This is a genomic window from Mycolicibacterium sphagni, from assembly GCF_002250655.1.
GTDB classification, from domain to species: domain Bacteria; phylum Actinomycetota; class Actinomycetes; order Mycobacteriales; family Mycobacteriaceae; genus Mycobacterium; species Mycobacterium sphagni.
Genome location: NZ_NOZR01000010.1, coordinates 91,938 through 112,629, shown reverse-complemented (window position 1 = coordinate 112,629; position 20,692 = coordinate 91,938). Strand labels below are relative to the sequence as shown.

The 20,692-nt window shown below is 67.0% G+C and carries 26 protein-coding genes; 16 read left to right on the top strand and 10 right to left on the bottom strand.

Going from position 1 to position 20,692, the window contains the following annotated elements; translation table 11 throughout:
- Positions 1-3: 3 nt before the first annotated feature.
- Positions 4-1,875 carry a potassium transporter Kup gene (locus CG716_RS13990; protein ID WP_094480647.1) on the bottom strand — a complete coding sequence of 624 codons (1,872 nt, stop codon included), beginning with the start codon at positions 1,873-1,875 and terminating at the stop codon, positions 4-6.
- Positions 1,876-2,030: 155 nt separating this feature from the next.
- Between CG716_RS13990 and CG716_RS13985 the strand changes: the two genes are divergently transcribed.
- The 4 genes from CG716_RS13985 to CG716_RS13970 all read left to right on the top strand — a co-directional run bounded on the left by CG716_RS13985 (position 2,031) and on the right by CG716_RS13970 (position 5,414).
- Entirely contained in the window at positions 2,031-2,771 is a 741-nt protein-coding gene (locus tag CG716_RS13985) for a (Fe-S)-binding protein (RefSeq protein ID WP_094480645.1), read from the top strand.
- The gene (locus tag CG716_RS13980; protein ID WP_094480498.1) at positions 2,771-4,267 is read left to right on the top strand and encodes a LutB/LldF family L-lactate oxidation iron-sulfur protein; all 1,497 of its coding nucleotides are present in this window, start codon (positions 2,771-2,773) and stop codon (positions 4,265-4,267) included. The genes CG716_RS13985 and CG716_RS13980 overlap by 1 nt, the downstream gene beginning before the upstream one ends.
- Positions 4,264-4,884, top strand: a complete 621-nt coding sequence (locus tag CG716_RS13975; RefSeq protein ID WP_094480497.1) for a LutC/YkgG family protein — start codon at positions 4,264-4,266, stop codon at positions 4,882-4,884. Before CG716_RS13980 ends, CG716_RS13975 begins: the two co-directional genes overlap by 4 nt.
- Before the next feature lie 77 nt (positions 4,885-4,961).
- Positions 4,962-5,414, top strand: coding sequence for a hypothetical protein (locus CG716_RS13970; RefSeq protein ID WP_094480495.1), 453 nt, complete (start codon positions 4,962-4,964; stop codon positions 5,412-5,414).
- Between the two features lie 24 nt (positions 5,415-5,438).
- Here CG716_RS13970 and CG716_RS13965 read toward each other — a convergent pair whose 3' ends face one another.
- Entirely contained in the window at positions 5,439-6,302 is an 864-nt protein-coding gene (locus tag CG716_RS13965; protein WP_094480493.1) for a rhomboid family intramembrane serine protease, read from the bottom strand.
- Between the two features lie 45 nt (positions 6,303-6,347).
- The gene (locus CG716_RS13960) at positions 6,348-8,108 is read right to left on the bottom strand and encodes an N-acyl-D-amino-acid deacylase family protein (protein WP_094480491.1); all 1,761 of its coding nucleotides are present in this window, start codon (positions 8,106-8,108) and stop codon (positions 6,348-6,350) included.
- 378 nt (positions 8,109-8,486) lie between these two features.
- Between CG716_RS13960 and CG716_RS13955 the strand changes: the two genes are divergently transcribed.
- The 7 genes from CG716_RS13955 to CG716_RS31120 all read left to right on the top strand — a co-directional run bounded on the left by CG716_RS13955 (position 8,487) and on the right by CG716_RS31120 (position 12,450).
- On the top strand, positions 8,487-8,927 hold the full coding sequence (locus CG716_RS13955; protein WP_094480489.1) for an STAS domain-containing protein: 441 nt from the start codon (positions 8,487-8,489) through the stop codon (positions 8,925-8,927).
- A 62-nt stretch (positions 8,928-8,989) separates the two neighbouring features.
- Positions 8,990-9,625, top strand: a complete 636-nt coding sequence (locus CG716_RS13950; RefSeq protein ID WP_094480487.1) for a class I SAM-dependent methyltransferase — start codon at positions 8,990-8,992, stop codon at positions 9,623-9,625.
- 33 nt (positions 9,626-9,658) lie between these two features.
- Positions 9,659-10,066: a VOC family protein gene (locus tag CG716_RS13945; RefSeq protein WP_094480485.1), complete on the top strand. Its 408-nt coding sequence runs from the start codon at positions 9,659-9,661 to the stop codon at positions 10,064-10,066.
- Positions 10,067-10,113: 47 nt separating this feature from the next.
- A complete protein-coding gene (locus CG716_RS13940) occupies positions 10,114-10,521 on the top strand; it encodes a VOC family protein (protein WP_094480483.1) in 408 nt (135 codons plus the stop codon).
- Positions 10,522-10,545: 24 nt separating this feature from the next.
- Positions 10,546-11,031 (top strand): peroxynitrite isomerase, encoded by a 486-nt coding sequence (locus tag CG716_RS13935; RefSeq protein ID WP_094480481.1) that lies wholly within the window; start codon positions 10,546-10,548, stop codon positions 11,029-11,031.
- Positions 11,028-12,281: a lipase LipE gene (lipE, locus tag CG716_RS13930; protein WP_094480479.1), complete on the top strand. Its 1,254-nt coding sequence runs from the start codon at positions 11,028-11,030 to the stop codon at positions 12,279-12,281. Before CG716_RS13935 ends, lipE begins: the two co-directional genes overlap by 4 nt.
- 37 nt (positions 12,282-12,318) lie before the next feature.
- Complete coding sequence (locus CG716_RS31120) at positions 12,319-12,450, top strand: hypothetical protein (RefSeq protein ID WP_264003065.1); 132 nt, start codon at positions 12,319-12,321, stop codon at positions 12,448-12,450.
- Positions 12,451-12,464: 14 nt separating this feature from the next.
- On the opposite strand, the gene CG716_RS13925 is transcribed toward CG716_RS31120, so the two are convergent.
- The 6 genes from CG716_RS13925 to CG716_RS13900 are packed head-to-tail and all read right to left on the bottom strand — an operon-like array spanning position 12,465 to position 16,470.
- On the bottom strand, positions 12,465-12,761 hold the full coding sequence (locus CG716_RS13925; RefSeq protein WP_094480477.1) for a DUF2694 family protein: 297 nt from the start codon (positions 12,759-12,761) through the stop codon (positions 12,465-12,467).
- Complete coding sequence (locus CG716_RS13920; protein ID WP_094480475.1) at positions 12,758-13,075, bottom strand: ESX-1 secretion-associated protein; 318 nt, start codon at positions 13,073-13,075, stop codon at positions 12,758-12,760. Before CG716_RS13920 ends, CG716_RS13925 begins: the two co-directional genes overlap by 4 nt.
- Before the next feature lies 1 nt (position 13,076).
- Positions 13,077-14,483: a DUF4226 domain-containing protein gene (locus CG716_RS13915; RefSeq protein WP_094480473.1), complete on the bottom strand. Its 1,407-nt coding sequence runs from the start codon at positions 14,481-14,483 to the stop codon at positions 13,077-13,079.
- Between the two features lie 59 nt (positions 14,484-14,542).
- Positions 14,543-14,902, bottom strand: coding sequence for a DUF4226 domain-containing protein (locus tag CG716_RS13910; RefSeq protein ID WP_094480471.1), 360 nt, complete (start codon positions 14,900-14,902; stop codon positions 14,543-14,545).
- A 45-nt stretch (positions 14,903-14,947) separates the two neighbouring features.
- Complete coding sequence (locus tag CG716_RS13905) at positions 14,948-15,733, bottom strand: C40 family peptidase (protein WP_094480469.1); 786 nt, start codon at positions 15,731-15,733, stop codon at positions 14,948-14,950.
- Positions 15,730-16,470, bottom strand: coding sequence for a helix-turn-helix domain-containing protein (locus tag CG716_RS13900; protein ID WP_094480467.1), 741 nt, complete (start codon positions 16,468-16,470; stop codon positions 15,730-15,732). Before CG716_RS13900 ends, CG716_RS13905 begins: the two co-directional genes overlap by 4 nt.
- Before the next feature lie 129 nt (positions 16,471-16,599).
- Between CG716_RS13900 and CG716_RS13895 the strand changes: the two genes are divergently transcribed.
- The gene (locus CG716_RS13895; RefSeq protein ID WP_094480643.1) at positions 16,600-17,010 is read left to right on the top strand and encodes a WhiB family transcriptional regulator; all 411 of its coding nucleotides are present in this window, start codon (positions 16,600-16,602) and stop codon (positions 17,008-17,010) included.
- A gap of 1 nt (position 17,011) precedes the next feature.
- Here CG716_RS13895 and CG716_RS13890 read toward each other — a convergent pair whose 3' ends face one another.
- Complete coding sequence (locus tag CG716_RS13890) at positions 17,012-18,151, bottom strand: 3-ketosteroid-9-alpha-monooxygenase, oxygenase component (RefSeq protein ID WP_094480465.1); 1,140 nt, start codon at positions 18,149-18,151, stop codon at positions 17,012-17,014.
- Between the two features lie 94 nt (positions 18,152-18,245).
- Between CG716_RS13890 and CG716_RS13885 the strand changes: the two genes are divergently transcribed.
- From CG716_RS13885 to CG716_RS13870, 4 genes are read left to right on the top strand one after another with little or no spacing between them, the layout of a single operon-like run.
- The gene (locus CG716_RS13885) at positions 18,246-18,884 is read left to right on the top strand and encodes a TetR/AcrR family transcriptional regulator (RefSeq protein WP_094480463.1); all 639 of its coding nucleotides are present in this window, start codon (positions 18,246-18,248) and stop codon (positions 18,882-18,884) included.
- A 43-nt stretch (positions 18,885-18,927) separates the two neighbouring features.
- A complete protein-coding gene (locus CG716_RS13880) occupies positions 18,928-19,221 on the top strand; it encodes a hypothetical protein (protein ID WP_094480461.1) in 294 nt (97 codons plus the stop codon).
- Positions 19,222-19,279: 58 nt separating this feature from the next.
- Positions 19,280-19,696 carry an EVE domain-containing protein gene (locus CG716_RS13875; protein WP_094480459.1) on the top strand — a complete coding sequence of 139 codons (417 nt, stop codon included), beginning with the start codon at positions 19,280-19,282 and terminating at the stop codon, positions 19,694-19,696.
- 29 nt (positions 19,697-19,725) lie between these two features.
- Positions 19,726-20,691 carry a pirin family protein gene (locus CG716_RS13870; RefSeq protein ID WP_094480457.1) on the top strand — a complete coding sequence of 322 codons (966 nt, stop codon included), beginning with the start codon at positions 19,726-19,728 and terminating at the stop codon, positions 20,689-20,691.
- Position 20,692 lies beyond the last annotated feature (1 nt).

Here is a 20,692-nt window from a genome sequence, read left to right as displayed (position 1 = left end):
AAACTAGACCTCGATTCGGGATCCGATCAACACGGTCTGATCACTCGGGAGGCCGAAGTACCCGACGGAGTCGGCGGCCATGAACGACGTCGCGATGAAGATCCGCTTGCGCCAGGGGGCCATCGTCGGCTGGTCCCCCGGAACCACCTCGATCTTCGACAAGAAGTACGACGCGTCTCCGCAGTCGACCGGACCGCCGATCAGCGCCGGGTCGATCATCCGCAGCGCCGCTGGGACGTTCGGGCGTTCCATGTAACCGAATCGGGCTGCGACGTACCAGATGCCATCGTCGGGGATGCCCAGGTCGTCGACGGTGATGCGTTCCTCGTCGGGCACCCGGGGCACCGGCGGAACGACGATCGAGAGGATGATCACCCGCTCATGGACGACGTGGTTGTGGTTGACGTTGGCCCGCATCGACAACGGGGCCGTCTCGCTCTCGCGGTTGAGGAACACCGCGGTTCCGGGGACCCGCGGCAGCGGCGGCCTGCGGTCGGCGATCTCCTCGATGAACGGCGGCAGCGGTCCCTCGGCCTTTTCCCGAGCCAGCGAGATGACCGCGCTCCCCCGCTGCCAGGTGATCAGCACGGTGAAGGTCACCAGCCCGATCAGCAGCGGCAACCACGCGCCGTGGACGAGCTTGGTCAGATTGGCGGCCAAAAACATCAGGTCCACGGTCAGCAGTGCGCCGCCGCCGATGATCACCGCCCACAGTGGCCACCGCCAGCGGGTGTGTGCGATGTAGAGGAACAGCAGGGTGGTGATGGTGATCGTTCCGGTGACCGCCATGCCGAATGCGTACGCCAGCGCTTCCGAGCTGCGGAACGCGAACACCAAGATGAGGACCGCCACCATCAGGAAGCCGTTGATCCACGGCACATAGATCTGGCCGATGGTCGATTCCGATGTATGGGCCACGCGCAGCCTTGGCAGGTAGCCGAGCTGCGCGGCCTGCGAGGCCACCGAGTACGCCCCGGTGATGACGGCCTGTGAGGCGATGACCGTTGCCGCTGTGGCCAATACGATCATCGGCACTTGGGCCCACCCAGGGGTGAGCAGGAAGAACGGCGCGCTGCGCGCCTGCTCATCGCCCAGCAGCAGCGCGCCCTGCCCGAAGTAGTTCAGCACGCAGGCTGGCAGTACCAGAGCCACCCACGCCACAGTGATCGAGGGCCGCCCGAAGTGGCCCATGTCGGCGTATAGCGCTTCGGCGCCCGTCACCGAGAGAACGATCGCGGCCAATGCGAAGAACGCGATGTGGAAGTGACCGGCCATGAAACCCAGCGCATACATGGGTGACAAGGCCTTGAGAATCTGCGGGTGGGAGGTAATACCCCAGACCCCGCAGGCGCCGATCGCGCTGAACCACACGACCATCACCGGGCCGAAGTACCGGCCCACCACGCCGGTACCCTGCCGCTGCACGGCGAACAGGCCAACGATGATCACCGCAGTGATCGCTACAACCCACTCTCCGAGCCGCGGATCGACGACCTTCAGGCCCTCCACCGCAGACAGCACCGAGATCGCGGGTGTGATCATGCTGTCGCCGAAGAACAGTGCCGCGCCGAGGATTCCGAGTGCAGACAATGCGCCGATAATGCGCGGACTGGACCTGCTCCCGAGCCGTCGCACCAGTGTGATGAGCGCCATGACGCCGCCCTCACCATCATTGTCGGCGTGCATCACGAGGACGACATAGGTGAGGGTAACGATGATCATCACCGACCAGAAGATCAGTGACACCACACCGTAGATGCTGTCGGCGTCGATGGGGACCGGGTGAGGGTCGTCGGGGTTGAACACCGTTTGGATCGTGTAGATCGGGCTGGTTCCGATGTCACCGAACACCACTCCGAGCGCACCGATGATCATGCCGGTACGGGCCTTGCCCGCGACCGAGTGAACCGGAACCGCGAAATCTGTGCTCACAGGTCAGTCCTCTTGATCGGTCCGCCCGGCGTCGGGTCCCCGGCGACGTGGCGCCAATCGTAGCTGCCGACACCGTGTCCCGACGTACGGTGGATGCGATGCGCATAGCCCTGTTCGCGACCTGTCTGGCCGACGCGATGTTCCCGAAGGCCGCGATCGCGACTGTCGAACTTCTTGAGCGGTTGGGCCATGAGGTGGTCTTCCCGGTGGGGCAGACCTGCTGCGGCCAGATGCATGTGAACACCGGCTATCTCGGGCAGGCAGCCCCCTTGGTCCGCCATTTTGTCGAGGTATTCGAAGACAGCGGCTGCGACGTGGTGGTGGCGCCGTCGGGTTCGTGTGTCGGTTCGGTTCGTCACCAGCACGCGATGGTCGCCCGTCGCGCCGGTGACGATGCGCTGGCGCAGCGTGCCGAGGCGATGGCCGCACGCACCTACGAATTGTCCGAACTGTTGGTGGACGTGCTCGGCGTCAGCGACGTGGGGGCGTACTACCCACACCGGGTGACCTATCACCCCACCTGCCATTCGCTGCGGCTGCTGCGGGTCGGCGACAAACCTCTGCAGCTGCTGCGCCACGTGCGCGGGCTGACGCTGGTGGAGCTGGTGGACACCGAGACCTGCTGCGGTTTCGGCGGCACGTTCGCGATCAAGAACGCTGACACATCGACTGCGATGCTGGCCGACAAGATGTCGGCGGTCATCGCCTCGCGCGCCGAAGTGTGCACCGCCGGCGACAGTTCGTGCCTGATGCACATCGGCGGCGGGTTGAGCCGACTGCGCTCGGCAGTGCGCACCGTGCATCTCGCCGAGATCCTCGCGTCGACCGAGGCGGTGTGATGGCCACCTCGGATCCACCCCCGGGTCGCTTCGCTCCTGCCCGCCGCTTCCTCGGCGTGCCCGGCACCGGCAATCTTCGTGGGAGCGAACCTTTTCCGGAAGCAGCTCGTCGCGAACTGACCAATACACAGATGCGGCGCAACGTCGGGCACGCCACCCGCACGATCCGCACCAAACGCCTGGCTGCCGTTGCCGAGTGCGCGGACTGGGAGCAGCTGCGCGCGGCGGGCAGCGCGCTGAAGCAAGACGTGCTGGCCCGGCTGCCTGAGCTGCTCGAGCAGCTGGAAGCCAACGTGGTGGCCCGCGGCGGAGTGGTGCACTGGGCACGCGACGCGGGAGAGGCCAACCGCATCGTGACCGATCTGGTCCGGGCCACCGGCGCCGACGAGGTGGTCAAGGTCAAATCGATGGCCACCCAGGAGATCGGCCTCAACGAACATCTCGAGGCCGAGGGCATCACGGCGATCGAGACGGACCTCGCCGAGTTGATCGTCCAACTCGGGCATGACACACCCAGCCACATCCTGGTCCCGGCCATCCACCGCAACCGTGCCGAGATCAGGGAGATCTTTGCCAGGGAGATGCCCGGTGCCGGTGAGCTGACCGACGAGCCGCGGGCACTGGCGATGGCGGCCAGGGCGCATCTTCGCCGAAAGTTCCTGTCCGCCAAGGTTGCTGTCAGTGGCGCCAACTTCGGCATCGCCGAGACCGGCACGCTGGCCGTCGTCGAGTCCGAGGGCAACGGCCGGATGTGCCTGACGCTGCCGCAGACGCTGATCACCGTCATGGGTATCGAGAAGGTGGTGCCGGCCTTCACCGATCTCGAGGTCTTCATGCAGCTGTTGCCGCGCTCGTCGACCGCGGAGCGAATGAATCCGTACACCTCGATGTGGTCCGGGGTGCACCCCGGCGACGGCCCGCAGGAATTCCATCTGGTGCTGCTGGACAACGGCCGCACCGCGGTGCTCGGCGATCCGGTGGGCCGGCCCGCCCTGCACTGCATCCGCTGCAGCGCCTGCCTCAACGTGTGCCCGGTCTACGAACGCACCGGTGGCCACGCCTACGGCTCGATCTACCCCGGCCCGATCGGGGCGATCCTGAGCCCGCAGCTGACCGGGACATATGGGCACGACGATCCCAATGCCTCGCTGCCGTACGCGTCGACGCTGTGCGGTGCGTGCTTCGACGCCTGCCCGGTGCGCATCGACATCCCGTCGATCCTGGTACATCTGCGCGCCGCCGAGGTCGAGGATCACCGGGCACCGGGCCAGGACCTGGCGATGCGGGCCGCAGCGTGGGCGATGGCGTCGCCGAAGCGGTTCGCCGCCGCCGAGAAACTGCTGGCGGCCGGGCGGCTGGCGGCCGGCGCCGATCACCAGATCACCGCGCTGCCCTGGCCCGCGTCCCGCTGGACCACCAGCCGCGACGTTCCCGCCCCGCCCGCCGAGACGTTTCGGCAATGGTGGGCGCGCACCCATGGCCAGGCGTCTCGATGACTGAGACTCGACGCCTAGTCCTGGACCGGATCCGCGGCGCGCTCGCCGCCGCCCCAGCCGAGCCGGTGCGCGTCCCCCGCGACTACGAGCGGGCGCCCGCGTGCGGACCTGCCGACTCCGAGCGTTTCGCCGAGATGGTGGCCGAATACCGCGCCCAGGTGCTGCGCGTCGACGCCGCGTCGATCGCGGCCACCATCGCCACCCTCGTCGGCCCCGAGGCCACGGTCGCCATACCGTCCGGGTTGCCCCCGGAGTGGGTCGGCGGAATCCGCATCGTCGCCGACGACACCGAAAACCCATTGACGGTAACCGAACTCGACGGCACCGACGCCGTCGTCACCGGCTGCGCACTGGGCATCGCGGCCACCGGCACGATCGTCCTCGACGCCGGACCCACACAGGGCCGGCGCGCGCTGACCCTGGTCCCCGACCACCACATCTGCGTGGTGTTCACCGACCAGATCGTCGATACCGTGCCGCAGGCATTCGCCGCCCTGGACCCCAGCCGCCCGCTGACTTTCATCTCGGGCCCGAGCGCGACCAGTGACATCGAACTCAGCCGCGTCGAGGGCGTCCACGGCCCGCGGACCCTCGACGTGCTGCTGGTCACTGGCTGACATTGTGGATTCCGGTCGATTCAGGTGACCGAACCGCTTAGATTTTTGATCGGACCACCGACGAAGGGAGCCCGACCGTGCGGACGTTGGCGATAGGCGTTGCACTCACGGCGGCGGCGGTGACGCTGGCTCCGCCCGCCTCGGCGGAGCTGTGGCCGGGCAACTACAACGTCAACATCCCGGACCGGCGGGACTTCCACACCTGGGCCTGGGCCGCAAATCCATGCCCGCCGGCGATGTCGTTCTCGCCGGACTGCGTCTACGTCTCGGCGAACCCCATGCCGATCGCCAAGGCATACGGCTTCTACGGCATCGCGCGGCTGGTGAACGGGCAGTACAACATGACCGTCGACGTCCCCGACGGGCTGCGTTGCGACGACATCTATTACGGCCCGGTCATCCCCACCCACGACGTCTACACCTGGGATGCCAAGACGCTGTCGGGCACGCTGCAGTCGACGTTCGACGTCGGTTGTGACGGGGCCCCGGGCGGTACGTTCACCTACCCGTTCTGGCTGACCCGCCTGTAGCTATTGCCCGCTCAGCCAGTGAGCTCAACCCGTTATGAGTGCCCCATACTGAGCGATCAATTCGGCTGTGCGCCAGTAGATCAGCACCCCGAACACCACCAGCAGCACGGCGCAGGCGCCGCCTTGGATCAGATTGCGCTGTTCGCGGGGTGCGTAGGCGAAGACCGCAGCGACCAGCGCCCCGATGACCAGGCCGCCGATATGGCCCTGCCAGCTGATCGTCGGCACGGTGAACGTGAGGATCAGGTTGGCGGCGATGATCGCCACAAGCCACTTCATGTCGAGATTGAGCCGTTTGGCGACGACGAACGTCGCTCCGAATAGACCGAAAATCGCCCCCGACGCACCCGCGGTGGCCGCGCCGATCGGGGCCAACAGGTACACCAGGACCGATCCGCCCAGGGCGCTGAGCCCGTATAGCGCTCCGAACCGCAACCGCCCGAGCCAAGCCTCCAGCGGCGGTCCGATCACATACAGCGCCCACATGTTGAACAGCAGATGCATGATGCCGTAGTGCATGAACGCCGAGGTGATCAGGCGGTAGTACTCGCCGCCGGCGACGCCGGGGGCCCACAGCACGAGCTCGCGTTGCAGGTCGCGTGAGGTCATCTGCAGCACGTACATCAACACGTTGACCGCGATCAGCGCATAGGAGACCAACGGCCGTCCGCGGCGCAACACGCCACCGGCTGCGGTCCGCGCCTGCGGCACGCTCTGTGCGCTCGCGGCCACACAGTCGACGCACTGATGGCCGACGGCGGCGCTGCGCATGCAGTCCGGACAGACGGGCCGCTGACAGCGAGCGCACCGCACGTAGGTCGGGCGGTCGGGATGGCGGTAACAGGTCGGGGTATCCGCCGGAGTTTGCGGTATGTAGGGGGTGCTCATAGTCCTGCCACCGAAGATACTGTGCCGCGCACGCGGCACAGTATCTCAGCGCACGCCGCGCAGGACTTTGCCGGGCCGGGCTCCGGTGTCGGCGCCGTTGCGCCGGGTGATGACGCCGCTGACGACAGTCGCGTCATACCCGCGGGCACCCTGCATCAACCGGTTCCCGCCGGCGGGCAGGTCGTAGGCCATCAGCGGCACCTCCAACGCCAGCGCATCCAGATCGATGACGTTGACGTCGGCCTTCTTACCGACCGCCAGCACTCCCCTGTCGGTGAGCCCGAACAGGTTGGCGGTGTCCAGTGTCTGCTTGCGCACCACGTATTCCAGGGGGAAGCGCGGACCGCGCCTGCGGTCACGGGCCCAGTGCGTGAGCATGAATGTCGGGTAGGACGCGTCGCAGATCAGGCCGCAGTGCGCGCCGCCGTCGGACAGGCCGGAGATCGCGGCGCGGTGCGTCATCATCTCGTGAATGGCGTCGTGGTTGCCCTCGACGTAGTTGAAGAACGGCATCATGAGCATCGCGGTGCCGTTCGACTCCAGCATCAGGTCATACATCGTGGCCAGCGGATCCTCGCCGCGGGCCCGCGCGATCGCGCCGACGGTCTGATCCGGGGTGGGCTCGTAGTCCGGCGGGTCGCCGATGGCGTAGATGGCGTCGGCACTGTGCTGGATCATCGCGTACAGCGCGTCGAACAGCGGCACGGGCTGAGGCGGCAGATCGACGTCGGCCAAGATCGCGGCCCGCACCGCGGGATCGGCGAGGCGGGCAAGCAATTCGGCCGGACTCAACTCGGCCTTCAACTTCCGGAACGTCGGTCGGTGGGTGAACGCGTGGTACCCGGAGAACCCGAACAGCATGCCGAACGGACGGGCGGCGAACTGCGGGTGCACCCGGATTCCGTCGTCAAGAGCTTGGCCGGCGATGTCGAGCTGCTTGCGCCACAGGTCCGGTGCGGATTGCGTCTGCACCATCGCGAACGACAGCGGCCGGTCGATCTCGGCGGCCAGGCGGACCATCCAGTCCAGCTCTCGCATCGGGCCATCGAGGTTCTCGCCAGCCGTGCCTGCCGGGGCCACCTCGAATACTGCTTGCCCGCCGGCGGCCATCGCCCGCCCGAGGGCGAAGAGTTCGTCCTCCGCGGCATAGGTGCCGGGCACCGGTTCGCCGTCGATGGCGCGGTGGGCCTCGGTCCGAGACGTCGAAAAGCCCAGTGCCCCAGCCTCGATGGCCTCCTGGACGATGCGCGCCATGGCGGCGATGTCGTCCGCGTTGGCAGCTTCGTTGCGGGCGCCACGGTCTCCCATCGCGTATCCGCGGACCGCGCCGTGGGCGATCTGGGTTCCGAAATCAACCGCAAGCGCTTGCTTTTCGACGGCATCCAGGTACTCCGGGAAGCTCTCCCAGCCCCACTTGATGCCCTCGGTCAGGGCCGTGCCCGGGATGTCCTCGACACCCTCCATCAGCTCGATGAGCCACTGCTCGCGACCAGGTCGCACCGGGGCGAAGCCCACACCGCAGTTACCGCTGACGACAGTGGTCACGCCGTGCTGGCTACTGGGTTCGAGCAGGCCGTCCCAGCTGATCTGCCCGTCGTAGTGGGTGTGGATATCGACGAAACCGGGAGTGACGACCTTGCCGGTCGCGTCGATGCTGGCGGCGGCCTCGCCCTGCAAACCGCTGTCGTCGCCGTCGCGTCGCCGGATCTCGACGATTCGACCGTCCTTCACGCCGATGTCGGCCCGGAAGGGTTTGTCGCCCGTCCCGTCTACGACAGTGCCGCCAGTGATCGTCAGGTCATACATCTGTGCCTCCTCGACGGTGCGTCGAGGCTCAGCGTAATCCCGGCCACCGGCTAACGGTAGACACATTCGAAAAACTGTCATCAAGATCGGTCGAAAGTCGGCCTACGGATTCAATTGCAGATGCCGTCAATATTTGCCAAACCTGCACATCCATGTCCCATTTTCGGGACACATGAACCGGGCTTGAAGTGCGCTTATAGCCACCAGAAACATTTTGTGGCTGTGCAACGAAATCCGTAGTACATTTCCCTCAGGTTGAGTTCACAGCCGCCCGGAGATGCCGATGCGCGAGGGCCAGCGAACTCTCGTAGCGAAGTCCCGACCCGCCCTCGGACTTGCTCCCGGCAGCGTTGCGGAACACACACACTTGGAGGTGCGATGTCTGTTGCTACCCGAGCGGCGCTCTTGCCCGGTACCGACCTTGGCCGCGACAGCACCGAACGCGGGCAGTTCCGGGCCAGAGAACTGAGCGCAACCACCGTCCTCATCACCGCCGTCGGTGAGATCGACGCAGCGAACTCTGGCGAACTGCTCCGCTTCGTCGAGAAACTCCTCGCGGATTACGACCAGCTGGTCCTGGATCTGTCGCAGTTGGGGTTCTTCGCCACCGACGGCTATTCGGCGCTGCACTCCATCGACACCCGTTGCAAGCGGCGCGGAATCGACTGGGTGGTGGTTCCCGGTGCCGAAGTCATGAGGGTGCTCCGCGTCTGTGATCCAGAAGGTTTGCTGAATACCGCCGGCAACATCGTCTCAGCGGTGGCCGCACTCGCTCGCGGTCCGCACACCCACCTGCAATTGGCGCGGGCGGTGAAGTAGTCGCGCCGACCGCTTCCCTAGACTGGCCGGCGTCGGTTCAGTCCAATCGGAAGCGGGCAGCCATGGCGACACACGGCCGCAATCTCAATGACTACGTCACGCGGTTCTGGACCATCGCCGCTCCGCTCTACGACCATCCAGCCCTTCAGCAATGGGTCTACCGCCCAGCCCAGGACGAAGTGATCGACGAACTGCGCGCGCACGGCGCCCGCCGGATCGCCGATATCGCTTGTGGCACAGGCATTCTTGCTGCGCGCATTGCCGAGGAGCTGGAGCCCGACGAGATCTACGGCGTGGACATGTCCGACGGCATGCTCCGGCAGGCCAAGGCGCGCTCACCGCAGGTGGACTGGCGCAAGGGCCCGGCCGAACACTTGCCCTTCGACGACGAGACGCTGGATGCCGTCGTCTCGACCTCGGCGTTTCACTTCTTCGACCAGCCGAAGGCGATGAGCGACTTCTACCGGGTGCTGCGGCCGGGTGGCCTGGCCGCGGTCGCGACGATCAGCCCACCTCAGCTCCCATTGCTGAGCCGGTTGACGAATTCGCCGTCCAGCGCCGCGCACAATCCCTCACCGCAGGAGATGCGCACCCTGTTCGCCGACGCCGGATTCATCCTGACCGACCAGCGCCGGGTCGACCGCCCGCTGTGGACCAGGGGCGTGTGGGACCTGATCACCATCGGGACAAAGCCCTAGCCGGTCGCGGGCGCGCCGATAGTCTTGAGCACCATGGCCATCGAGCTGCTCGCCCCAAGTGTCGAAATCGGGCTGGTCACCACCAACCTCGCGCCGATGGTCGAGTTCTACGAGACGTTCCTCGGCCTCCCATTCCAGCTCGACCTCGATTTCCCCGGTGGCACGATGAAGCGCTACCTGATCGGCGACAACACACTCAAGCTGGTGACCTACGACGAGCCGCCGGCCGCCCAGCTGACGCCCGGGGGCGGGCGCGCCCAGACCGGGGTCCGTTACCTGTCCCTTGTGGTCAAGAACGTGACGGAGGCCGCCGAGCAGGTCACGGCCGCCGGATACGAAATCGTGGAACCGCTCAGTGAATTCACCGCGATCCCTGGCATCGGCTGGTTTTTCGTCGCCGACCCCGACGGCAACTGGGTCGAACTCGCCGGTCAACTTTGAGGTGTTTATTCTTCGGTCGTCAGCCGAACTCAGCGTAGAGGAGCCCCATGGCCATCGATCTACTCGTCAAGAACATCGAAGTCGGATTGGTCACCACCAACCTCGATGCCATGGTCGAGTTCTACGAGAACTTCCTCGGCCTGCCCTACACCGGTGACCTCGATTTCCCCGGTGGCACGATGAAGCGCTACGCCATCGGCGACAACGTGCTCAAGCTGATCACCCTCGACCAGCCGCCGGCCGCACCGGCAACGCCGGGCGGCGGTCCCGCCGCGGCCGGTATCCGCTACTACACCGTGGTGGTGGCCAGCGCGACCAAGGCCGCCGAGCAGGTGAAGGCCGCTGGATACGAAATCGCCCAGGAACTGGCCGAGTTCGCCCCGGTCCCCGGCATGGGCTGGATGTTCGTCGCCGACCCGGACGGCAACTGGGTCGAACTCGTCGGCCCGCTCTGATCTTTGCGCCGTACCCTGGGGACCGTGCCCGACCTGCATCCCGACCTCGCGGTCCTCGCTCCCCTGCTGGGCACCTGGGCCGGGGCGGGTGCCGGTGAGTACCCGACGATCGAACCGTTCGGCTACCGCGAGGAAGTCACCGTCGGGCATATCGGCAAGCCCTTCCTGACCTACTCGCAGCGCACCCGAGCCACCGACGACGGGCGTCCGTTGCACGCCGAAACCGGCTACATCCGGTTGCCCGCGCCCGATCGCATCGAACTGGTCGTGGTGCACCCGACCGGCGTCACCGAGATCGACGAAGGCACGCTGTTCGTGGACCGCGGCGGGCTGGCCATCGAGGTGGACTCGACCTCCATCGGACTGAGCGGGTCAGCGAAGAGCGTTACGGCCCTGAGCCGTTCTTTCCGCCTGACCGGTGATGAGCTGACCTACACCGTGCGAATGGCCGCCGTCGGCGTTCCGCTCACCCACCATCTCGCCGCGACACTGCGCAGGCAGCTCGGGTGAGCGACTCGCCGGCCCGCGACGGACGCATCCGCGTCCCGACCAACCTGGACGCCGTCACCGACGTCGGCGACGAGGACCACGGGGAGTTCGCGACGGCCACCGCCGATCGGATCTGGCAATCGGTGCGGCACTGGTACGCCGCGGGTATGCATCCCGCCATACAGCTGTGCCTGCGGCACAACGGGAAAGTGGTGCTCAACCGGGCGATCGGGCACGGCTGGGGCAACGGGCCGGCCGACCCGCCCGATGCCGAGAAGGTGCCGGTCAGCATCGAGACCCCGTTCTGTGTCTACTCCGCGGCCAAGGCCATCAGCACGACGGTGGTGCACATGCTCGTCGAGCAGGGCCACTTCTCCCTCGACGACCGGGTTTGCGACTACCTGCCCAACTACACCAGCCACGGCAAGGACCGCACCACCATCCGCCATGTGATCACCCACAGCGCCGGCGTGCCTTTTGCGACCGGTCCGCGACCCAACCTCAAGCGGATGAACGAGAGTGACTACGCCCGCGAGAAACTCGGCGAGCTCAAGCCCATCCACAAACCGGGTTTGATGCACATTTACCACGGATTGACATGGGGACCGCTGGTCCGCGAGATCGTCTCGGCGGCCACCGGGCGCAACATCCGCGACATCCTGGCCGACGAGATCCTGGATCCGCTGGGCTTTCGGTGGACGAATTACGGTGTGGCCGAACAGGATGTCCCGCTGGTCGCCCCGAGTCACGTGACCGGAAAGCCACTGGCGGGCCCGCTGGCCGCGGCATTTCGCACCGCGGTCGGCGGCACTCCACAACAGATCATCCCGTTCTCCAACACCCCGCTGTTTCTTACCGGCGTCATCCCGTCGTCCAGCACCATCTCGACCGCCGACGAACTGTCCCGATTCGCCGAGATCCTCCGCCGCGGTGGCGAACTGGAGGGGGTACGGATCATGCGGCCCGAGACGCTGCGGGCCGCGACGGCGCCGGCCCGCCGACTGCGGCCCGACATCGCGACGGGACTGGCCCCGATCCGCTGGGGCACCGGTTACATGCTGGGGTCCAAGCGGTTTGGGCCCTTCGGGCGCAACGCGCCCGCCGCGTTCGGCCACACCGGGCTGACCAATGTAGCGATCTGGGCGGACCCGGAGCGCCGGCTTTCGGTCGGGCTGATCAGCAGCGGCAAGCCCGGACAACACCGGGAAGCCGGCCGTTACACCGCGGTTCTTGACCGCATCAACGTTGAGATCCCCCGCGCCGGCGGGTGAATTGTGCCCGCCGGTTGGGGCCGATAACGTACCGGCCATGGGTGACTCGCTGTTGCAGCAGCAACTCGACGAGGTGCGTGCCCTGCTGCAGCGGGCTCGGGAGCTGTTCGGCGCCAATCCTGTTGCGCCGCCGCAGGCATTGCGCCCGGACGGCGAATCCCCGAGGTAGGCAGCTCGGCGCGCCTACGGCCGCAGCTGGTGCTCCGCCAGCGCCTCGGTGGCGAGTTTCAGATCGCGGCTGCCCGGCACGTCGTCCGACGGGGTGTGACCTGCTGCCACGATTTCAGCGCGAACCTGCATCAAGGCCTTCAGGTAGGAGACGTCGGCGGTCAGCAGAATGGCCTGCGCCAGGCTGTGCGCATCGGTGCCCATCGCCTGTTCGGCCAGGGCAACACTGTGCAGATACCCGCCGCGGCACGACCGGAACAAGACGTGCCCGCTGGGATGGACGGCGTCAAACTCGGGATCGGGCGCGGTCACCGACCGTCCTCGATGATCCGGCCGAGTTCGGCGGCAGCGGCGCTGTCCTGGTGTTCCCACACGTCGGCGGCGTGGCGCAGGTTGGTGGCGAGTTCGGCGTGGGCGGCGGCCTGCTGCTCGTAGCAGGCCCGGCGCTGGTCGAGCAGCTCGCGGCCGGCGTCCCGCAGCTCGCCGAAAATCGGCCCGAGCGACTCCAAGCTGGCCAGGATGTCGGCATGCCCGGACGGCACCGTGCCGAGTTGCTCAGCGGTGTCCTGGTGGTCGCGAGCCGCCCGGCGCAGTTCGTCGGGCACCACATGAATGCGTTCTGCCATGTCACTCTCCTATCGCCGGCGGGCCGGCCGTCACCGCGGGCCGGGTCGGGGTCGGTTGGTTCGCCTGTGTTTGTTGAGCAGATCGTGGGGTCGTCTTGTCGCCCGGTTCCGGCGGATGCTCCCACCCTAGGAAGCTCGGGCCGGTAACGCTGGCAATGGGTTGGATCTGATTGTTGAACACGGCCTTGCCGTTGCCCAGGGCGAGTGCGTGCCGGTCCATCAGCATCCCGATGTCGCCGGGGATCAGCCCGGCGGGATCGACCGGATGAGCGACAGCGGTGCCCGGCGCCGGAATCGTGATGCCCTGCTGCCTGAAGGCCTCGGGGATGGGAGTGCCCGCGACCGCCGCCGTGATCGCGGCTGCCAGCTGCGAGCTCGACGCAGTGACCGTTTCGCCGTTGGGCAGGTGCACGACGGTCGAGTCGTCGGGCGGCGGCGGCTCGGCTACGTCCTCCCCCACCGCGTCGTCGTCCTCGCCGGCATCTGGGTCGCCGGGCTCCTCATCGACCGGTTCGTCCAGCATCGGGTCGTCGAGCAGGCTGTCTTGCGTCGGCAGCCGCATCGGTGCCGGGTCGCCTAGTGGCGACGAGATCGGTGCCGGCCCGGTTGCCGGGCTGCTGCCGCCGAGGGCGGGGATGCCGGCCATCGGCGGGATCATCGGTGCGGCCATCGGTTGGCCGGCCGTGCTCGGATCCGGCGGCGGCGCAAGGCCGTCGGGCAGCAGCTCGTCGGCGAACGGGTCGGTCCCGAGGTCGGCGGGGATATCCGTCACTGGCAGCTGGGCTTCGGCCGGCCCCGGTGGTTTCGCGGACTCGGTCGGCTTCGACTCGGGTGGGTGCTCGTCGGCGGTCGCCGGGGTGGCACCGGCGTACAGCGACGCCAGCGCCGCGGCCAGCGAGGCTTTCGACGTGTCATCCAAACCCGCGGTTTCCACCACCGTCTTGATATCTCGCAGCTTGTCGATGAGGTAGCGCTGAAATGCCCTGGCACCCGCCGGAGTGTCGAGGTCGGTGCGGGTAGCCACCGCGGACTCGATCTCATTCTGCAGACGGTCGAGCGCCTCCCAACCCGCGGCGTGAGTTGCGTGCGCGTTCAGCACCGCGGTGATGACCTGCAGGTCGAGATGGGCGCTCACCGAATTCTGCTGGGCCAACGAGGTTTCCGCTGTCCGGATGGCTTCGGCCGCGCGACCCTCCGCCGCAACGGAAGCCGACGGATCGAACGCTTGGCGGTGACCGGCGCGAATCTTGGTCAGCACGTTATCGATTGCGCTCGGTGCGACGACACTGGCCGGGCTGGTGACCACCGCCAGATCCGCGTCCGACAAGCCGCTCAGCCAGGCCTTGCTATCGCCGGTGGCGGCACCGACGCGGGCTATCGCGTCGAGCAGATCTTGGTAGCTCGCCACCGGTGACCTCTCATGCCGGCGACTGTATCCAGCCGGCCGAACGGTGACAATTCACCCGCTCACTGGGCTGTGGATGGCACCCGGTATCGGTCGATAAGTTGCTGGAGTACAACAGCTTTGGCATTGGCATCGGCCCGGGCCGTGATGAGAATGTCGCTGATCTCGCGTTGTTTGGCGATCAGGAATCGGGCGAATTCTCGCCCTTCGGTCGGCGCGGCCAGAGTGCGCTGGGCGACGGCGGCCTCGATCTCGACGCTGACGGCGTCGAGCCTGCGGATGGCTTCGGTCGCGGCGGCATGGGCGTTGGACACGATGGCGGCCAGTTCGGCGTCCGCGTCGGCGAGATCGCGATCGCGGGCGGCGAGGACCGATCGAGCGGACTCGAGGGCCTCCCCCGACGCCCCGGCGTACTCAGCCATGTGTCGACGGTACTCAGCGGAATTTCGCGGAACAACTCACCTGGCCTAGAGCGGTCGGCGGATCGCGATGTTCTCCCCCAGCCGGCTGATCTGCACGTTGGCCCCGGCATGCGGCGCCTCCACCACCAGCCCGTTGCCGATCGCCATCTGGACATGTCCGGCGTGCGGGAACACCAGGTCGCCGGGTTGAACCTGGGATCGCGAAACCGGCACACCGTCGTTGATCTGGTCATACGTGGTGCGATCCAGGGGTACACCCGCCTGGGCGTAGGCCCACTTGACCAGGCCGGAACAGTCGAAACGATCCGGACCGGTCGCACCCCAGACATAGGGACAACCCAGCCGCGACAGCGCCGCGCGCACGGCCAATGCGGCGCGCGAATTCGGCGCCGGCAGCCGATGGCGCCGCCGATACGCCAACGCACGCAACAGCGCGAGCCGCCGCCGTGCCCGTCGCCGGGCAGCCAGAACGTGAGCATGCTGGGCCCGCAGCCGGGCGGCGCGGCGCCGAAGCAACTCACGCTGGGCGACCGGGTTGTCGGGCGTCGACACGGCGTCGGCGCGAGCGGCGTCGAGCACGGCGCGGGTCTGCTGATGTGCCTCCCGTTGGTCACGCTGCGCGCGCACCAGGATCGCAGACACCTCGGCGTCGACCCGGCGGGCTGCTGTGAGTTCGTCGCTGCGCCGTTCTGCGGCATGGCGGTAGGCCGCGGGCAGCCCCTCGGCCCGGACCAGGGCAGGGCTGGGTCCTGTTTCTAGCGAGGGTATTTCGCGACGGCCGGCGAACAGCGCATGCGCCCGGGTCAGGACGTCGAGGTCCGGCGCGGTCACGGCTGCTCCTCAAGGAATGCCCGTACCCGCGGCAATGCACCCGGTGGGACCGCACCCCGGTTGCGGATGTCCCACACCTGCTCGACGCCCACCCCGAGCAGAGTCGCGATCACCGACTCCGGGAGCTCCGAGCGTGCGCACGCCTGGTCGAACCGGGCGCTGATGCTGCCCGGCATGCGGGCCAGCAGGCCGGTGCGGATAGCCTCCAGCGATTTGAGCTGGGCCATCAGGCGGTCGGCCGATTGGGCGCCCGCGTTGACCGCGACGCGCCACGAGTTGGCGGCCAACAGTTCCGCCTTCACGCATTGCTCGATCACGGATTGAATATATGTTTCGTATTCGTTTGACGTCTCCGCTGGCAGCCGGGTTATCAACGAGTTCAGCGAATCCAGGTGCGCCTCGGCATGTGCTTCGAGGACGTCGGCGTCGCTGTGACGGTTGACGACGATGCCGGCGGCCGCCCGCGGCTGAGAAGATTCCTCCGGCGTCCCGGCGAGCAATTGGGCTATTTCGGCGTCGGGATCGTCCGCGACGACGAGGCGCGAATAGGTACCCGGCGGCAGACCTAAGCCGTTTTCAACCTTCTGAACTGTGCCTTTGTGAGGCTTACGCACACCGCGCTCGAGGAAGCTGAGCCCCATGATGCTGACCCCGGTGGCTGCGGCCAGGTCAGCCAGCGACCAGTCTCGAGCCTCACGCAGTGTCCGAATGGCCGCACCCGCCGCCTCTCGGCTCAACGGGGTGCTCCAGCCATATACGGATCGTACACAGCGCTATCTTTGTATACGTTTTTTTCTACGTTCCTCTTGCCATTCATCATCGGTGCCTATACGCTTTCGTCATCGAATCTCGACAAGGAGGCCCCGATGAACCACCGCCCGTGCTCGATCGAGCCTGATCTCTGGTTCGGCTACGCCGACGACGACGCCAGCGACGGCGCGGCCAAAGCCCGCGTCTACGAGCAGTCGGCGACCCGCGCCAGGACGATCTGCCTGCGCCGCTGCCCACTGGCCCAGCAACGCGCCTGCGCCCGCGCCGCCGTCGAGGGCGGCGAGGAGTACGGGGTGTGGGCCGGGGTGAAGCTGCCCGGTGGGCAGTACCGCAAACGAGCCCAGCTCGCCCATGCGCACGATGTTCTGAAACGCATTGCCAACGGCGAACTCAACCCGCGCGAGCTACCCGAGAGCGCCGAGCTGCTGGCCCGTTCCGAAGGGCTGCCGCCCCAGGCGGCCACCGTCGTGCACCTGCCCCTGGGCCGGACTCGTACCGCAGCCTGAGCTAGCCGGAAGTTGCTGCCTCAGCACGCTTTTGGAGGTTCTCGTCCACCTCGCGCTGCCAGACGCCGTAGGCGTGAGTGGTATCGACCTCGAGCTCGAACCGGTCCGTCATATCCGGGGTGACATCGGCGACGTCGACGTAGAACTGTTCGTACCAACGCCGATACTGGTAGAGCGCGCCGTCTTCCTCGCACAGCAGCGGGTTTTCGATCCGCGTCTTGTGCTTCCAGATCTCGACGTCCTGCAGGAAGCCGACTTCGTAGATCTTCGAATACGACTCGGCGAGCTTGGCCGCCTTCGCTTCGGACAAACCCGGCATGTTCTGGACCGACACCCCGAACTGGAGCATGAACGAGTTCTGGCTGATGGGGTAGTGGCAGTTGATCAGTACCGACTCAACCGTGAACTCCGGTCCGAGGTCGTTGTGCAGCCAGTTGATCATGTAAGACGGCCCGAAATAAGTGGCCTCGGAGCGCAGCTTGGTGCCCTCCCACAACCGCTCGGGATTCTCGGTGAAGTCTTGGCGGCCTTTCGATTCCATGAACTGGCTGGCGGTGTGGCCTTCGAAGACGTTCTTGAAGAAGGTGGGGTATGCGTAATGGATGTAGAAGAAGTGCGCCATGTCGACGTTGTTGTCGACGATCTCGCGACAGTGCGCCCCTTCGATGATCATCGAGTTCCACGCCCACTTCGACCACTGGCCCTCCTCATAGCCTTCGATCGTCGGCGGCGTGAGTTCTGGTGCCGGCGTGCCCCGCTCAGGGTCGTGCCATACCAGCAGCTGCCCATTGACCTCGGTGGTCTGCCATTTGCGGGTACGCGCCAGTTTGGGAACCCGTTTGGCGTAAGGAATCTCGACGCAGCGTCCCGTCGCGCCGTTCCAGCGCCAGTCGTGGAATGCGCAGGCCAGGTTGTCACCCTTGACGGTGCCCATCGCAAGGTCGGCGCCGAGGTGCCGACAGTAGCCGTCGAGCACCTGGATGTCGCCGCTCGAGTCGGCGTACACCACAAGCTTGGTGTCGAAAGCATCGATGCCGTGCGGCTTGCCGTCGCGGAAATCATCGGCCAGGCCCAGGCAGTGCCAACCGCGGGCGAACCGCGTCATCGGCGTGCCGAGGTCGATCTCCCGGATCTGGTCCATGTGGCGCATCCTTTTCACTCTGGCTGAGGGGCACCCGAGCACTAATTTAAGCACGGGTGCTTAAATCTGCCTAGCAGGCATTTAGACTGCTGGCGTGGACCGCGGCGCTCGATCTCGTGAAGAGCTGCTCGACGCCGCCGAACGGCTGATCGCCGAACATGGCTTCGAAGTGCCGCTGCGCGAAATCGCCAAGGCCGCCGGGCAGCGCAACAATTCGGCGGTCAACTACTACTTCCGCAGCAGGCAGGACCTGATCGACGCGGTGGTGGCCCGCCGGCTGGTCCCGATGGAAGGCGAGCGGCAGGCGCTGCTGGACCGCATGTCCGACGAGCAGATGGCCGACGCGCACGCGGTGCTGCGGATCCTGGTCGAACCGTTCTTCCACAGCGAGGGCACCCACTACGCCCGCTTCCTCGAGGTGGTGCGAATCCGTCTGAACAAGGAGCCGCAGAGCCCCGCGGAGTCCGCGTGGCCGCGCATCCTCGATGCGCTGGCTCGGTTGGTCCCGCTGCGGGACCGCACCGCCAGGGAGAGCCGGGTCGGCGCCGTCGCCACCGCGATGTTCGCCCTGCTGGCCGATCACGAGCGGCGGGTCGAGGCCGGTGACGATCCCCGGGGGCAGGAGCGGAGCGACTCGGGGGATGAGGGTGGCGCGGACAGCGTCGAGGAGCTCGTGACGATGCTGGCCGCGATGCTGACCGCCGCGCCGGTGGCCGCCACGATGACTCGCTGACTTGGCCAATTCCCGCCGGGGGAGTGGGCAGGCAGATAGAACTGTGTCCGTGCGGATTGTGGTGGTGGTGGCGCTGGCGGCTCTGATCACGCTCCTGGCGGCGGTCCTGACCGACAATACGTTCGTCTCCGTAGGTGTGATCGCGCTGGCGGTCGTGGGCATCCTGCTGCTGGCGCGCGATTGGCGCAGCGACCGGCGGCATCCTGGCCCCGCGGAGCCGGCCATCGACGAGCCGCCCACTGAGCAACCCGTCGACGCCGCGATGAGCGCGGAGATGTTCGCCCCGGACATCTCCACTGAGGGTCCCGGCCCGTCGTCGGACGCCCGCGCCGACTAGCCGGGGAGCTGCGGCCAAAGGACCAGGTCTTGTCGGAGCCCCGGCCTAGCGTGGGTCCATGACGTACTGGATCAATACCGTCAGCGCCGATCACGTACAGCGCGGCGTCGCCGGCGGCTTCACTCAGGCCAACCATGGCAAACCGCACATGTTGCGCAAGATGGAACGCGGCGACTGGATCATCTTCTACTCGCCGAAAACCGCAGTTGAACAAGGAGAGTCGCTGCAGGCGTTCACCGCGATCGGGCGAGTCGCCGACGACGAGCCCTACCAGGACGAGCTGTCCGGCCCGTGGCGGCGCAGGATGGAATTCCTGCCCTGTACCGCGACACCCATCCGGCCCTTGCTGGACCGGCTGGAGTTCATCGTCGACCCGCAGCGGTGGGGCTACAAGTTCCGGTTCGGAGTGTTCCGCATCGAGGAGCCGGACTTCCTGCTCATCCGCTCGGCGATGACCCAGCCGCGGGCGGCCTGAGCGGACGTTGCGGGAGTAGTCTCGGGGTGATGAGCAACCTCGAACCTGCTCCGCGCGAAGTTGCCTGCGGGGCAACAGGGTTCGACGGTGTCGGAATCCTCGAGCCCAGAGAGGTGCCGCTGGGTGGTCCGCGCGCCCTCCCGGTCCGACGCACCCTGCCGCAGCGTCAGCGCTCGCTGATCGGCGCCTGGTGTTTCGCCGACCACTACGGCCCGCATGATGTGCGCGAGTCCGCCGGGATGGACGTGCCCCCGCACCCGCACACCGGCCTGCAGACGGTGAGCTGGTTGTTCCGCGGCGAGATCGAGCACCGCGACAGCGCCGGCGTGCACCAACTCGTCCACCCCGGCGAGCTGAACCTGATGACCGCCGGAGCCGGCATCTGCCATTCGGAGGTCTCGACGCGAAAGACCACCATCCTGCACGGTGTACAGCTGTGGGTGGCGCTACCGGATTCCGACCGCAACACCGCCCGCGATTTCAATCACCATGTGCCCGAGCCAGTTTCGCGTGGCGATGCCACCATTCGCCTCTTTCTCGGCGAGCTGGCCGGCGACCGCTCACCGGTGCATACGTTCACCCCGCTGCTTGGTGCTCAGCTCGACCTGGCCGCCGGGTGCACCCTCGAGCTCGACATCGATCCCGGCTTCGAGCACGGGGTGCTGCTGGATCTCGGTCGCCTCGAGGTGGCCGGCCGAACGCTGGAGTCCGGGCAGCTGGCCTATCTGGGACCCGGGTCGACGACCGTCCGGCTGCACAACCGCGCCGGGACGACCGCCCGCGCGCTGCTGCTGGGCGGGGCGCCGTTCACCGAGGAACTGCTGATGTGGTGGAACTTCGTCGGACGCAGCCACGATGAGATCGTCCGCTACCGCCAGCTGTGGCAGGACGGCGACGACCGGTTCGGCGCCGTCAGCGGGTATAGGGGTTCCGTCCCGCGGCTGTCCGCACCCACACTGCCTGCCACCCGCCTGCGGCCCCGCCGCCGAACCTGAA